This is a genomic window from Halalkalibacter suaedae (genome assembly GCF_017939705.1).
Taxonomy (GTDB): Bacteria; Bacillota; Bacilli; order Bacillales; family Bacillaceae_D; genus Halalkalibacter; species Halalkalibacter suaedae.
The window spans coordinates 88317-102238 of record NZ_JAGKSQ010000009.1 but is presented as its reverse complement, the minus strand read 5'-3'; the positions used below and the strand labels follow the sequence as shown (position 1 = coordinate 102238).

Annotated in this window: 15 protein-coding genes and 1 riboswitch; of the genes, 4 read left to right on the top strand and 11 right to left on the bottom strand. The window is 37.7% G+C overall.

The window, feature by feature from the left end; translation table 11 throughout:
* Positions 1 to 196: 196 nt before the first annotated feature.
* Positions 197 to 367, bottom strand: coding sequence for a hypothetical protein (locus J7W16_RS18230; RefSeq protein WP_210598932.1), 171 nt, complete (start codon positions 365 to 367; stop codon positions 197 to 199).
* 183 nt (positions 368 to 550) lie between these two features.
* Between J7W16_RS18230 and J7W16_RS18225 the strand changes: the two genes are divergently transcribed.
* Positions 551 to 727 (top strand): hypothetical protein, encoded by a 177-nt coding sequence (locus J7W16_RS18225; protein WP_210598920.1) that lies wholly within the window; start codon positions 551 to 553, stop codon positions 725 to 727.
* 409 nt (positions 728 to 1136) lie between these two features.
* Here the strand turns inward: J7W16_RS18225 and J7W16_RS18220 are convergent, their stop codons facing one another.
* Together J7W16_RS18220 and J7W16_RS18215 are read right to left on the bottom strand one after the other, a co-directional pair.
* Positions 1137 to 1322, bottom strand: a complete 186-nt coding sequence (locus J7W16_RS18220; RefSeq protein WP_210598919.1) for a type Z 30S ribosomal protein S14 — start codon at positions 1320 to 1322, stop codon at positions 1137 to 1139.
* Positions 1323 to 1687: 365 nt separating this feature from the next.
* Positions 1688 to 1984 carry a hypothetical protein gene (locus J7W16_RS18215; RefSeq protein ID WP_210598918.1) on the bottom strand — a complete coding sequence of 99 codons (297 nt, stop codon included), beginning with the start codon at positions 1982 to 1984 and terminating at the stop codon, positions 1688 to 1690.
* Between the two features lie 191 nt (positions 1985 to 2175).
* Between J7W16_RS18215 and J7W16_RS18210 the strand changes: the two genes are divergently transcribed.
* From J7W16_RS18210 to J7W16_RS18200, 3 genes are all read left to right on the top strand, one after another.
* Positions 2176 to 2349 (top strand): hypothetical protein, encoded by a 174-nt coding sequence (locus J7W16_RS18210; protein WP_210598917.1) that lies wholly within the window; start codon positions 2176 to 2178, stop codon positions 2347 to 2349.
* A gap of 127 nt (positions 2350 to 2476) precedes the next feature.
* Positions 2477 to 2767, top strand: a complete 291-nt coding sequence (locus J7W16_RS18205) for a hypothetical protein (RefSeq protein ID WP_210598916.1) — start codon at positions 2477 to 2479, stop codon at positions 2765 to 2767.
* A 23-nt stretch (positions 2768 to 2790) separates the two neighbouring features.
* Positions 2791 to 3009, top strand: coding sequence for a hypothetical protein (locus tag J7W16_RS18200; protein ID WP_210598915.1), 219 nt, complete (start codon positions 2791 to 2793; stop codon positions 3007 to 3009).
* A 367-nt stretch (positions 3010 to 3376) separates the two neighbouring features.
* Here the strand turns inward: J7W16_RS18200 and J7W16_RS18195 are convergent, their stop codons facing one another.
* The 8 genes from J7W16_RS18195 to lacZ form a co-directional block, all read right to left on the bottom strand.
* Positions 3377 to 3892 (bottom strand): CBO0543 family protein, encoded by a 516-nt coding sequence (locus J7W16_RS18195; protein ID WP_210598914.1) that lies wholly within the window; start codon positions 3890 to 3892, stop codon positions 3377 to 3379.
* 192 nt (positions 3893 to 4084) lie between these two features.
* Complete coding sequence (locus J7W16_RS18190; protein WP_210598913.1) at positions 4085 to 4384, bottom strand: hypothetical protein; 300 nt, start codon at positions 4382 to 4384, stop codon at positions 4085 to 4087.
* Between the two features lie 117 nt (positions 4385 to 4501).
* Complete coding sequence (locus J7W16_RS18185; protein WP_210598912.1) at positions 4502 to 5737, bottom strand: anti-sigma-I factor RsgI family protein; 1236 nt, start codon at positions 5735 to 5737, stop codon at positions 4502 to 4504.
* On the bottom strand, positions 5734 to 6456 hold the full coding sequence (gene sigI, locus J7W16_RS18180; protein ID WP_210598911.1) for an RNA polymerase sigma-I factor: 723 nt from the start codon (positions 6454 to 6456) through the stop codon (positions 5734 to 5736). The genes J7W16_RS18185 and sigI overlap by 4 nt, the downstream gene beginning before the upstream one ends.
* Before the next feature lie 119 nt (positions 6457 to 6575).
* Positions 6576 to 7529: a DUF5667 domain-containing protein gene (locus J7W16_RS18175; protein ID WP_210598910.1), complete on the bottom strand. Its 954-nt coding sequence runs from the start codon at positions 7527 to 7529 to the stop codon at positions 6576 to 6578.
* A 17-nt stretch (positions 7530 to 7546) separates the two neighbouring features.
* Positions 7547 to 8044 (bottom strand): hypothetical protein, encoded by a 498-nt coding sequence (locus tag J7W16_RS18170; RefSeq protein WP_210598909.1) that lies wholly within the window; start codon positions 8042 to 8044, stop codon positions 7547 to 7549.
* Between the two features lie 59 nt (positions 8045 to 8103).
* Positions 8104 to 8187, bottom strand: a riboswitch (cyclic di-GMP riboswitch).
* Between the two features lie 152 nt (positions 8188 to 8339).
* Positions 8340 to 10433: a methyl-accepting chemotaxis protein gene (locus J7W16_RS22655; protein ID WP_210598908.1), complete on the bottom strand. Its 2094-nt coding sequence runs from the start codon at positions 10431 to 10433 to the stop codon at positions 8340 to 8342.
* A 408-nt stretch (positions 10434 to 10841) separates the two neighbouring features.
* Positions 10842 to 13895: a beta-galactosidase, LacZ type gene (gene lacZ / locus J7W16_RS18160; protein WP_210598907.1), complete on the bottom strand. Its 3054-nt coding sequence runs from the start codon at positions 13893 to 13895 to the stop codon at positions 10842 to 10844.
* Positions 13896 to 13922 lie beyond the last annotated feature (27 nt).

Genomic DNA, 13922 nt, shown 5'->3' with positions numbered 1-13922 from the left:
ACTTTACCAAGTCAATTATAATTGATAATGAAAATCAATTATAATTGACAAATACAATAAATTCAATTCTTAACTAAAGGAATGAATTTAAAAAAACCGAGCTTAAATGCTCGGTTTCAAAACGAATCATCCTTCTTTTCAAATTGCTATAAGTCCTTTTCCTTAAGGAACTATAGCAATTTGAAACAGTAGTAGCCTAGCCATTAACCTTCTGCTTGTATTCGACGAGCTTCTCTTCAATTTCCTCAATTGTCCCTAAAGGGAACGTCGTTTTCTCCCAAAGGATGTACTCACATTGCTCATCTGTCACATTCGGTATGTGCTTCCTAACTAGCCGTTCCCACTCCAAGCCTTCATACTCATTCAAGATAATCAGCTCCTTTAGCATACTGTTTTTCTCTAATTCGTGTTAGGCTCGTTTTTTTTATTAAGTTAAATGTCACTCTTTATTACCCTATGCATCCATCATCAATTTGTGCGGATTTCAACATGTTTAATTTAATCGATGATGCACAAACTAAGAAAACTGATGCTTTAGGAGGACGTATATATGAAAAAGATACCGGTTGGAAGTATCATTCTATTTATCGCTGCTTTATTATGGGTATTTCTTGCTTTTACAGGAATCGGAAATTGGTCAGACAGAGTCTATATCTTTTTGTTTATTCTTTTCGTAGCAATCGCTATCATTAACTGGCGTATGACAGATCGAGCAAATTCTGATTAAAGAAGGATCGTATTTTGGCAAGGTTTGTTTTACTATATTTTATTACCCTTCAAGCGTTAGATGTAACCCTCGCATATCTAGAAAGAGACAGGAACAAAATTGTCTAAACTGATCTAAGCCCTAACAAAGAAGTGTACAGATACCGCTCCTAAAATATAATTCGCTTTCCGTGAGGGCGGTTAGTTTAACGCCCTCCAGCGGGTGCGTGCCCCCCCATCCTGGTAGCGTATTCGAAGCTACTTTTTTGGCCACTCTCTTTAAGTACCAATAACCTGTCGGCCGTCTCACTTCATGAGACTTGGTCGACAGGTTACAAGTTTAATGATATTCATTCACTAATAAATGCTTTGTTCAGAATTTCAGTTGACCACTTTAGTTTATGTCCCATCCTTTTTAGATACTATTTCTCTTACCAGCTAGCCTTTTTCATACCAGGAATTTGACCTTTATGAGCTAATTCTCTAACACAAATCCGACAGAGTCTAAACTTTCTAAGAACAGAATGAGGACGGCCACATTTTTGACATCTTGTATATGCTTGAACATTATATTTAGGTACTCGCTTTGATTTTGCAATCATTGATTTCTTTGCCATATATTATCACTCCAATTTTCGATACTTAAGTAGTACAAACCCATGTACTAAATAGATAGGAGTCGTATTATAAACTGATTATCACATGATTTCTATTATTTATTTTTGGCTTTCCTGGGTTATTTTTCAACCCAGAATGGATCAAAGCAAAAAGAGGTGGAAATAAGATTTCCACCTCTTTCTGTTATATACCCCAGAGTCTTTCCTTATCCAATGGTATGTAGATTTGATCGCCATGAATTTGTCTATGGAAGATAGGAGACTTAAAAAGCTCTTTTACCGAATACTTTTCTTGTCTTTCTCTAGGGATTTCAGTAACAATTACCTTTTCTCGCAAGTAAACCCCTCCGGATGATTGTTAGGTTTTACTGAAATTGACTTGGGTTTTGGTTTTGGCTCTGGTTGAACATAGGCTGAGCTTGATTAAAATGCGGTTGAGATTGTGACGATAAGCGTTGATTCTCTTGAATAAGCTGTGTGCACAGATGTGATAATTGTTGGATTTGCTGACCAACCATTGCTTCACGTTGTGACATTTGTTGTAATTGCCCAGATACCTGCTTTAATTGCTGAGCATGCTGCTGCTCCATTTGTTGCATTTGGTTGATCATGCTTTGAACTTGATGTCCCATTGAAGATGAGTTCATTTGATTTTGAAACATTTGAATTCCTCCTGTACAACCATGTTGTATTTTTTCTTACAAGCTTAAATTAACCACTATTTTAGGAAATATGTGCTAAGTCCAAAGTTATTAAGTCAAATTGGTAACGAACCCCTTGTTTAATTTGACAGTAAAAATGAAAACTAAGAAATGCTTGTTAGTTAAATTAAATTCTAAAAGGAGTTGTTTACATGTTTGGAAATGGTAAAAAGCGTAAAGGTAACGGAAATGCTATGATGTATTCCCTAGTAGGTGTAGGAATTGGCGCTGCAGCTTACGGCTTAATGAGAGGTCGTAACAACGGCGGAATGAATAACATGATGCAGCCTATCCAAAAAGCATTCAACCAAATGAATCAAGAGTAGCCTGTCTTTGGATTGAGGTCGGAATAAAATTGTTTAAATAGATGAAATTCCTTAACTCGTTTGGAATTTCGTTAAACATAATAATCATGTTCCGACCTCTTTCTTAATTTCATCTAGGAGGGGTCATATGAGCCGAGAAGATGAACAGTATACGGATTTCACGAACGTAGAGACACAAAGAACCTTTTTAACAGCTGAAGAGTTCCCAGAGGGTTTTTATGGTTCCCCCCGTGGAGTAAACGAGCCTGTGAAAAATAAAGAAACCCCATGGACGCACGGTCAACAATATTATAGTAACTCTTCATATGAATTCAGGAACTTGCACCAGGATCTCCCTAGACAATTTCCTGCTGCACATCACACCCATGATGAAGATAATAAGGACCGAGAAGAACCTTATAAGGATGCACCGTTATAGTCTTCAGAAAAGAGGATGTAACTATGAATGAAATGACCATTTATATTGAAGAAGCTGCTCAGAATCGAAAATCTATTCAAACATTAGAAACTTCTCTGATGGACATCGAAGGGATAGAACGGGCTTTAATTGACGTTGCTGATGGTGAAGTAAAATTAACGTATAATTCAAATAAGATAAAACAAGAAACCATTGTCTCTTTTATTCAAGAGAAAGGACTTTCCTTTAGATCTGCACAATAAAAAGGCACTTTAACACTATGAGCCTACTATAAGAACTTACTTATAGTAGGCTTTTGTTTGAATAAATGCAAAAAGAGGCTGGGACATAACTAAAGTGCCTAACTGAAATACCGAATAATACAATCACGTAGGGATGAAATATGCGTAGACTCCTGCCGGACCTAAAAGAGGCCACTGAAAATGTGTGATTTTCACCTTTTTTAGTGGCCTCACCTAAAAGTCAAAGGTGAGACCCTGCAGTGCAAGGCACGAGGAGGCTTACCGGCTTCCCGCGGAAAGCGAAGTATATTTCAGGAGCGGTTTACGTCCGCCAACCACCATTGTTCGGATTTTCTATTAGTTAAATCACTTTTGTCCCAGCCTCTTTTTAACGATCTTCAATTGATATATGTACCGGAATTTCAAACCACCACAGAAGAAAAACAGAAGCTACTGCATATAAAAGATATGCTAGCAGAGGTCGATTTACATGGAGTCTTAACAACGGGAACATGATAAATAGAACAAAGATAGACCAGCTAAGAGACCAGCCATGTTGATATTCAATATGTCCTGTTTTCGTATATACGAATTCCCAAATTCCATATATAGCAATCCATTGAAGCGTATGTAACAGTTGCTTCAAGATTCCATTCGGATAATTCCCTAGAAAAAGAATGGCAGTAGCTGGGAAAATCACAAAAGTATACAGCATCTCAGTCAGTGAATGATTTGGAACGACATTCCCTTGTAATCTCCATAATATATGATTAGCAGTTAAAAAATTATACAATAAATTACCTAGTGCAAAGAACAATATCGTTGAGTGATACGTCTTCCAATTTCTCCAATCACCCCAAATAAAAACAGCGATAATGCTAATTATGGCAGTGAATATATGCATAGGTTGACATCCCTTATAAATTTCTAAAATGAATAGTTTATGAACTCACCATAATCATTTCATTTATAGCATGTGTATGTAGGAAAATAATATTAATCTTCTTCCAAAAAATTTACATCGATTTTCATGTTTTACAGCATCATCAAGATGATTTTTATTAACAGCAAAAAAAACTACCCATTTCTGAGTAGTTTAATTAACTGCTTTATTTACCTTATCCGTATCTAAATGTGTCGGGCCAATGAGGTATTTAATTTTACTAACCTCCAAATTAGAACCAAATTCCTCTGTTACCTTAAAAACCTTCACTTCATTGTCTTCAACCGTAAATCGATCCCCTAGGTTAAATCCATCCCACTCCAAACCAAATTGTTGATCTCTCAATTGCTGAGCTGTTCCTTCAAAGAAAACCTTTTGATCAGAAACAATATCATCTGAAAAAGAAATCAATTGAACAATTGCAGGGTCTTTCAATTTCATATTTACTTTCATCTTCATCACCCTTTATCATGTTCTGCTTATCACTTCAATTTTTCCTCATTGCTCCAAAAACAGAAGCTGTCCACTCATTATAATGGAAATACCTTCTAGGAACAAATAAGGCGGGTTTTATGGTTCATTCGAATTAGAATTAGCTTGATCTTTGCCATCCTTTTTCTTTTCCTCCACATGGTCTGGGACTGATTCCTGAGTTTCTTTTGCTTCATTATTCCTTTTTTCATTACGTTCTTCTTTCTGTTCATCCGGTTCATCTTCTAATAGGTCTTGCTTATCTGCATTTTTCTTCGCATCAGATGGTGCATCGGGCTTCTTTGTTTCCTTTTTTTCAGACTCTTGCTTCTGTTTCTCTTGTTTCTCTTGTTTCTGTTTCTCTTGTTTTCCTGCCGGTAGATCCTTTTCCTTTGGTTGCTTTAACACCGGTGTCTTTACCTGGTCTTTATCAACTGCTTGTTTTGCATTTTCCTTTTCTACTTGACCTGGGGCCTCATTTTTCTTCTCACTACTATTTTTTGGATCCTGTATAGGAGTCGTATCTTCATCAATAGGATCTTGAATCTGATCTGCTGATTTAGAAGGGTCATGCTTATTTGACGACGAATTTGATTCAACACTATTCACAATCATCTCTTGTAGTTGTTTGACCGACTTCCCTTGTACTTGAACTAGCTCCTCCGCTATCCCTTTACTCTTCAAAATTTGAAACATTCTGTATTTATTAACCGATACATCCTCGCTGTTTGCCTGATCGTAAAAATCCTTTCCCTCACTAAAAACCTGTACATCAGCTGAAATATTATTACTCAATAACTGTTCATTAATCGTTTCACTTAGATGTTCAACAGAGGGTTGCTCACTCTCATTTTTCAGGTCTATAATACTAGCGTTTAAAATACCGTTCTCGTCCTCTTTTAAATACCCCTTTGCGATTGAATTGGTAACAATGTTTGCTACCATGGTATACAAGTCACTATCTTCAGTTTCGATCGATTCCATCAGTTTACTTGCATCAGAATTTAACGGAACTACGTCAAGCACACGATAATCCTGATCCAAAAAAATTTCAATGCTTGGATTAATATCTATAACCGCAACATAATGCGGTTCATGATTATTATAAAAAAGACTGTAAGTTAATAAGCTCGTTACAAAAAGAGAGGCGACTAACACCATCATTTTGAAAGGGAAGGATGAAGTCGTTTTCTTTTGATAGGTAATCCGTTCACCTATTAGTGGATATTCATTGTTCTCTAACGGTACGTTTTGAAACGTCCCATCATCACTTAAAACAACACATTGATTATCAGTCACCTTGATAATAACGCCTTCAATTCGCTGTTTAATCATTTTTTCACACTCCCAGTTCCACCCGCTATGAAAGTCGAAAGATGAGTCCATTCTGGATTTAACTTAATTACAATAATCGTAATTAAGTATTTCCGATGACGTTCAATATTTTTTGGTCGATACCCTGTTTTTCTTGTGAATTCTTTAATAGGTAGCAGACATTTCTTGAATAGCTCATCGACTAACTCTTGACTTTCAATAAATGCATTGGCCATTTCCAGTAACCCTAACCTTGTATCACTATGCTTTGGACAATGGTTTTCAAGTTCTTCAAATGATATTCTGAATTTTCGTAGAATCTCATCTAGTTCTAATATTTCTTCGACCAGGGATGAGGCTTGTTTTGATTGCTTAAATATTTCAAGCGAGGCTTTGGACTGGTCTTTATATTCTCGTCTATCCTCTTCTGAAGAAGACATAGCAGACAGCTGGTAATGCTGATTTTCTTTCCGGAAATAATCTATCAGATCACGTTGAATAAGTAAAAAAGCATAGTTCAAAAACGTACGCCCCTTTTCACTATCAAATGTATCTAAGGCACGATTAAAGGCAATTAGACCAATACTCGCTTCATCGCTACTCCAATTAATATAACGTTTACAAATATGACTAACAACATTCTGAATATAAGGCTGATAATGTCTAATTACACGCTCACGTTCTAGATCATCACCATCTTTTATTTTACAAAGAGCATTTTTAAGTATTAAATCCTTCATGGTGCCCTCCTTGTAGACTCTCTAAAAATAAGAGTACGCTATCTGTAGTTGAGGGTAAATACTTTGTAACAAAAGAAAGCAACCCAATTTTTGGAAGGGTCACTTTCTCTTTAGATTGACTATGGTCTATTACTATTTTCTGATCCTCTACCTTTGTTTCCTTTATCTTGTTCTTCAGTTTCTTCCTCTTCTTCAGCTTCTTCTTCAGCTTTTTCTCTTGCTTCCTCTGCTTCTTCCTCAGCCTTTTCTCTTGCTCTCTCTGCTTCTTCCTCAGCCTTTTCTCTTGCTCTTTCTGCTTTTTCCTCAGCTTTTTCTCTTGCCTTTTCTGCCTTTTCCTCAGCCTTTTCTCTTGCCTTTTCTGCTTTTTCCTCAGCTTTTTCTCTTGCCTTTTCTGCTTTTTCTTCAGCTTTTACTTGAGCCTTTTCTGCTTTTTTCTCAGCTTTTACTTGAGCCTCTTCTGTTTCTTCTTTGGCTTTTTCGGCCTCTTCCTCAGCCTTTTCTGCTTCATCTTCAAGTTTTTCTGTTATCTCTTCTTCGTTTTCATCTGTATCTTCAACATCTATTTCTTCAAGCTCATCTTCCTTCACTTGAGCTTCAGCTCGTTTCAATGCTGCCTTTTCTTGATTTGCTAAAGCTTTGGCTATTCCTGCTTTCGCCTGTTCCGGCAAATCTTCTCGCTCTAATAATGCTTTAAGCTGTGTAGAACGCTTTTCAGTATTGTCAGCCACAATCTCCTCAACTTCAGCCGTTTCTTCACCTGCTTCTTTTGCTGCATCAAGGTCTTCTTCTATTTGCTGAACATGCTCATCATAATCTTCTAGTAACTCTTCAGCTAGTTCCTGATCACCCTCTTTAAGCACAACTTCAGCTTCCTCTAGACGGTCATCAGCGAATTCATCTTGTAGCAATGCCTTCTCGCTGTTTTCCTCAGTTAGTTCATATTCTGTCTCTTCGATCAAACGCGTTGCATCATATAGTTCTGAATTTGGATCTGTCACTTGATCTTCTGCTCCATAAACATTGCTCCCTACGAGTAAAAATCCTACTACTACTCCTGCAATTACCTTTTTCATTCAAATCTCCACCTTTTCTAGTTAAATTCCACATGACTTTTAAACTTTTCTATTGCTGATTTATTTTGTTCATAATCATCATTACGAGTCATGAATATGATAATCCCTGTATACTCTTCTCCCCGATTCAGGTAAACATCTGTCCGAATACTTTCTTTTCGCAGCGACTTAACCGAGAAATGCTGATCCGAGTCATCGATCGGCTCCACACTACCAAGTGAAGCGATTAATTCAGCTTTTATTTCTTCGAGAGACTTTTCGTTTGATACTTCACTTATAATTGCCTTAACATGATCATTTTCAAAAACTAAATTACCCTCAACGGATTGAGTCTCATTTTCCTTCCATCCGTTTGTCTCAATCACCTTAACCGTTTCGCTTTCAAATAAATACTTTTGTTCCTCTTGAGTAGATTCCTTAGCATTAACTTGATTATCAGATGTGCTTTCATTTTGGCAAGCCCCCATGAAAAACAAGCTGCATACTAACAACAAAGCCGTCACTCTCTTTTTCATTTACTCACCTCCACTATGATCTTTTGATGAAAGAATACCCGAAGGAATGAAGCTTACACGACGGTAGCTGGCAAACATAGAATAAATCCTTAGTCCCTTTAGCTTTGCGTCGCCACCTTTCAATGGCTTTGCCTTTCTCTCTTACACTTATCTATACGAGAGCTTGTCTCCTTTTTAGGGGGTCACTGAACATCTTTTTAAAATTTTTTTCTAATGTCTTATCTTCCCTCTATATTTTTACAAAAAAGAGATTTAAGTAAGTTTCCAAACTCACTTAAATCTCTAGAAATGACGATTATACCTTAAAGGTCTTAACTACCTCTTGTAATTCCTCGGCCATTTGTGTTAATGCATTAGCCGAAGCAGAGATCTCTTCCATGGAAGCCAATTGTTCCTGTGTCGATGCTACAACTTCATCAGAAGTGACTGCATTCTCTTTAGAAATAGTGGCAATTTCTCCAACACCTGCTACAACCTGCTGAGTACCAGCTGACATTTGTTGAGCCGTCACCGATACTTCTTCAATTTGAGGTGTAATAATATTCATTCCTTTTACGATCTGAACGAATTTGTCAGCTGCTTGCTTAGAAATTGTCAAACCTGAATCAACATTTGTCGTTACACCTTTCATTACTTCAACTGACTTCTCAGTATCTATTTGAATCCCTTTAATTAAATCAGCAATCTGTAGTGATGACGCTTGAGATTGTTCAGCTAATTTTCTGACCTCATCTGCAACTACAGCAAATCCTTTCCCATGCTCTCCGGCTCTAGCTGCTTCAATTGAAGCATTTAATGCAAGCAGATTCGTCTGATCCGCTATTCCTTTAATGACATCTAGAATTTTACCGATTTCTTGTGAACTATCATATAAAGCTTTAATAATTTGACTAGATTCCGTAGCAGAAGCATAAATGCTGTTCATCTGGTTCACATTCAATTCGATTGACTTAGCACCTTCATCTGCTAGCTCTGCTGTTTGTACTGTGAGTTCTGAAACACTGCTACTATTTTCTGCAATTCGTTGAACACCTATAGCAATCTCTTCTAGAGCCTTTGAACTCTCGCTTATTCCACTCATTTGCTTTTCAGCCCCACTCGAGACAAGCTGAATAGACGCTGCAACATGTTCAGTTGCCATTGTTGTTTGTTCTGAACTTGCAGTCAATTGCTCTGATGATGCGGCTACTTGATCGGCATTACTATTAATTTGATTGACCAAACGTCGCAAACTACCAATCATATCATTGAAGGCTACCTCAATATCGTTCATTTCATCCTTTGTATTCAATGAAACTTCTTGTGTTAGATCACCTTCAGCAACACCTACTGCAACACTTTTTAATTTAATAATATTATTTCTAATTGATAGGTAGAAACCGATAAATCCGTAGATAACTAATAAAAAGATAACAACGATTAATGAAATAACTACAACACGATTCATTTCTAGTTCATTTACCTGACTATCCATTCGCTCAACTAACTGATTGACTCCTTCATCGTATAACTCAAACGTTTTATTGATTGTATCAGTAGCCAGATTATAAAACTCGTCCGAACTCAGTGAAATAGTTGATGCTTGAAGCACCTCGGAGTCAAGTGTACTTAAAAAGGAGTTGGTACTTGTACCAGCATTTTTGGCAATTTCACTTAATGATTGTTGCAACACCGGATCTTCCGTCATCACATCTACTTCATATTTAATCGTTTCTAAGGACTCATTGATCAATGTATTAATTGAAACAATTTCTCCTCTTAGTTCCTCAGTCATTTCACCAGAGGTCACCGCCTGCATCCCATAGGCACGAAGTTGTCCCAACCTTTCCGTTAAATTTGGTAAAGTATGGATCGTACTCTTAGCAAGATACATTCCTTCATTTGTTTCTGCAACCATCATGTTGGACTGATCCCCAACTTCAGCCATATAGGATAACAATGAACCAATATACTCAATATGGACAAGTGTAGCGTCACTAGCTGAGAGACTTTTCACACTTGAAACAATCTCCTCCCAATTTCCTTTTAATTGATTCCACTCCTCACTACCTTGCCCTTTAGCACTATGATTGGCATCAATTTTCTGAATGATTTCAGTAGCCTCCATTTGCTTCTCTTCCATTTGTGCTTCATATGAAGCATTACCACCAATGAAGCCGACCGATAAAGCCCTATGTTGCTGGACATCCTGTAGTAAATCTTTTAAAAGCAGATTATAGGCTGCTCCATCTTGCCGTTCTTCTAACACACTTAAATTTTTATTAATATCTGTCAAAAGCATATACATCATAACAGCAATCGGGATAGCAAAAAGTCCTCCGATCACACTGAATTTACCGAAATACTTAAGTCGATTCATTAAAGAAATAATTGGTGAAAATACGTTCATGATGATCTTTCCTCCTAGATGTCTTTTAAGGTTTATTACTATTGCTCACAGTTTCTTCATCATTTTAACGGCATTCCATTGAAAAAACTGTGATGTTCATCACAGTTGGCTATCCGATGTAAACTAAGTTTTTTTACCAGACCTTTTTACCTCCCCCCTTTTCACTCAGTTCCACCTCTCAAAATGAAATCCCTATTTTATATCGGAAAATGAATATTCACTTCTATCTGAAATTACTGGTAAACGAATCAATCACTACATATTTAAAAACGATTTGTTCATACACATTCAAATGAAACAAAATTCAACAACTTGTTTTAATTCCATAAAAAAAGCAGAAATTCATGAACCCTAAGGAACAATGATCTTCTGCTTAGATTAATTAAAAACCAGCCTCAAAAAATAAATTTATATCCGTGAAATCCTAAACTTAAACTCAATCATCCCATCTGCCTTGATCAGATGTTCGTCATGAACAGGTGCACCCCAACTATCATCACCACCGACACCCATTTGTTTTCCCGCAATTGTCAAAACTGTATAGTGAACATTCGGCAATTCGTAATGATGATTAGCATTCTCTAACTCAAATGCGGTATAGGGAGAAACAGTGCATTCCACTGGTGTATCGATCGCAGAAATCTTAATACCATTTCCCATCTGATTTGTTACCTCGAGACTTCTTACACCTGTCCGGTTACCTGATTCCTGTGGCATAACATAAGGAGAGACGTTATCTCTTGCCGTATTTTCAAAAATACCAAGCCTTGCTCCAGCCAAACGATCTGAATAGTTCTCCTTTGGACCCATTGCATACCATTTTAGCTTTTCATATTCAGCGGGAACCTTAAATGATAAAGCAAATATCGGTAGCTGCGGAAGACTATCAGCTCCACTATATATTGAACGAACGTGCATACTACCGTCAGAGAGTACATGATAGGCAATCTTTACTAACAATTCATCACTTATCGAAAATTGGTACGTGAATTCAACCTTTACTCGGTCTTCCCCCTGCTCCAAATGAATGTCTACACATCTACGAGCAATACTAGCTGTATACCAAGCACCAGAATGGAAAGCTTGTGAATATCCTTTATCATTATCAGTAGTCGCTCTCCAGAACAATGGTGAAGGTGGTACAGCAATCATTTCTCTACCACCATAATTTAGCGATACAAGCGTGCCGGCCTGCTTAGAGAATAGAATGCCAAAGTCCTTTCCATGTATACCAATATTCACATCACCTTCGACTACCTTTACCTTTGCTTGTGGACCTACGGTATCTATAGAGGTACGTTTCTTTCCTTCTGAAAAAACATATTGGCCAAACGCCACCTCATGCCCTGCTTCCGCCCATCGTTGATCCTTCCTCAAAACTAAGCGGACATGGATGCAGTATTCTCTACCATTTTCAATAAATACTTCATCTGGAAACTCAAACTCTATTCTTCCATGTTCACCTGGGGCAACATCTATCGATTGCTGTTTTGTTTGGTAACAGATCATACCATTTACAAGTAGATCATATTCAAGGGCATACTCACTTGTATTTAAAAACAAATGATCATTTTTGATCGTAGTTCCCTGCCTATCGACTTTGAGCTTCACATTTTGATAGAGGAACTTCACTTCCTGCATTTTTGGAGAAAGTTTCCGATCAGCTGTGACAATTCCATTCGTGCAGAAGAAATAATCAGTTGGACGATCCTCAAAGTCTCCTCCATATGCAAGAAACTCTTCCCCATATCTATTTTGCTTCATCAACGCCTGGTCAATATAATCCCAGATGAACCCACCTTGATACATAGGATATTTCTCTTCTAGATCAGTATACTTATACATTCCACCAACTGAATTCCCCATTGCATGCATATACTCGCAGCTAATATATGGCTTAGAAGGAGCGGACTCGAGGTATTGGACAATATCCGCTGGCTTGGCGTACATTCTACTTTCCATATCACTTGTCGCTTCATAGCGTCGATCATAAAAGACCCCTTCATAATGAACAAGTCTTCCCGGATCTACCTCCTTAAAATACTTACTACAATTAAGGATGACATCCCCGGCATAGGATTCATTTCCGCAAGACCAGATCAGGATCGATGGGTGATTTTTATCGCGTTCATACATTGAAATCGCCCGGTCCATTACGATATCCTGCCACTCAGGTAGATTTCCAGGGATATTCCATGATGGCTCAACCTTACCCATTTTCTGCCACGATCCATGTGTCTCTAAATTCATTTCATCAATAACATATACACCATATTGATCACATAGCTCATACCAATAGCTCTGATTAGGGTAATGAGAGGTTCGCACGGCATTAATATTGTTTTGCTTTAATGCTTTTATATCCCAGAGCATATCCTCTTTCGTCACAGCGCGACCATGACGACAATTAAATTCATGACGGTTTACACCTTTAAATAGTATCCGCTTGCCATTCAGACACATTATTTTATTAATCATTTCAAATCGGCGAAAGCCAATCGTTTGTGGGATACACTCGACTAATGAGCCAGTCGCATTGTAGACCTTTAGATAGAGCATATACAGATATGGATTTTCTGCACTCCACAGCTCCGGATTCTCCACGCTTACCGATAATGACCAATTTCGCTCACTCTCTATCGTTGCAGTTGACCTAGAAATGAACTGACCCTCCTGATCACGTAACTCTGCGACCAAACTAGCACCAGATGGAATCTCATTTAAACTAGTCAATTCCCCTTTTAACACAGCATGATTATACGTATCATTTAGCTCTGTTCGAATGTCTACATCAAAAAGATGGATCTCTGGCACTGTGTATAAATACACATCCCTAAAAATACCTGAAAATCTCCAGAAATCCTGATCCTCCAACCAGCTACCTGTACTCCTTTGATACACCTCTACAGCAAGCTTATTCTCTCCTTCCTGTAAAAATGGAGTCAGGTCAAAATCAGCTGGTGTAAAACTATCTTCGCTATAGCCGATAAATCGTCCATTTAACCAGAGGAAGAAAGCAGATTCTACTCCTTGAAACGAAATATACACAGGTCTACCGCTCATCTTTTCTGGAAGATGAAAATAGGTTACATAGCTACCTACTGGATTATCCTCTGCCGACACTTCCGGTGGCCTCAGATGGTGATGACCATCCCATGGGTACATCGTATTCGCATACTGCGGCTTTCCATAACCCTGTAATTGCATATGACCAGGTACGTGAATATCCTGCCAGCCAGCACAATGGTAATCTAACTTGTAAAAATCTTTTGGGCGTTCAACTGGACTTAAGGAGTAGTGAAACTTCCAATTTCCATTTAAATCATGTCGTAAAGCCATCTTAACCTTTTTCTCTGCTTCTCTTATCGTTTCATAGTAATAATGATCTGAATGTGCTTGAAGACGATTTACAGCAAACACACTCGGATCAGAAAGCCATTTCAATGTCGGTGTCATTGTCATTCTCTACTTCCTTCCTCTCTATCTCTA

What these genes read in the sequence shown, in the direction of transcription:
- J7W16_RS22655 (WP_210598908.1), bottom strand. Translation starts at nt 10,433, where the DNA reads ATGAACGTATTTTCACCAATTATTTCTTTAATGAATCGACTTAAGTAT.
- J7W16_RS18210 (WP_210598917.1), top strand. Translation starts at nt 2,176, where the DNA reads ATGTTTGGAAATGGTAAAAAGCGTAAAGGTAACGGAAATGCTATGATG.
- J7W16_RS18225 (WP_210598920.1), top strand. Translation starts at nt 551, where the DNA reads ATGAAAAAGATACCGGTTGGAAGTATCATTCTATTTATCGCTGCTTTA.
- J7W16_RS18220 (WP_210598919.1), bottom strand. Translation starts at nt 1,322, where the DNA reads ATGGCAAAGAAATCAATGATTGCAAAATCAAAGCGAGTACCTAAATAT.
- J7W16_RS18175 (WP_210598910.1), bottom strand. Translation starts at nt 7,529, where the DNA reads ATGAAAAAGGTAATTGCAGGAGTAGTAGTAGGATTTTTACTCGTAGGG.
- lacZ (WP_210598907.1), bottom strand. Translation starts at nt 13,895, where the DNA reads ATGACAATGACACCGACATTGAAATGGCTTTCTGATCCGAGTGTGTTT.
- J7W16_RS18205 (WP_210598916.1), top strand. Translation starts at nt 2,477, where the DNA reads ATGAGCCGAGAAGATGAACAGTATACGGATTTCACGAACGTAGAGACA.
- J7W16_RS18170 (WP_210598909.1), bottom strand. Translation starts at nt 8,044, where the DNA reads ATGAAAAAGAGAGTGACGGCTTTGTTGTTAGTATGCAGCTTGTTTTTC.
- J7W16_RS18195 (WP_210598914.1), bottom strand. Translation starts at nt 3,892, where the DNA reads ATGCATATATTCACTGCCATAATTAGCATTATCGCTGTTTTTATTTGG.
- J7W16_RS18190 (WP_210598913.1), bottom strand. Translation starts at nt 4,384, where the DNA reads ATGAAAGTAAATATGAAATTGAAAGACCCTGCAATTGTTCAATTGATT.
- J7W16_RS18185 (WP_210598912.1), bottom strand. Translation starts at nt 5,737, where the DNA reads ATGATTAAACAGCGAATTGAAGGCGTTATTATCAAGGTGACTGATAAT.
- J7W16_RS18200 (WP_210598915.1), top strand. Translation starts at nt 2,791, where the DNA reads ATGAATGAAATGACCATTTATATTGAAGAAGCTGCTCAGAATCGAAAA.
- sigI (WP_210598911.1), bottom strand. Translation starts at nt 6,456, where the DNA reads ATGAAGGATTTAATACTTAAAAATGCTCTTTGTAAAATAAAAGATGGT.
- J7W16_RS18215 (WP_210598918.1), bottom strand. Translation starts at nt 1,984, where the DNA reads ATGTTTCAAAATCAAATGAACTCATCTTCAATGGGACATCAAGTTCAA.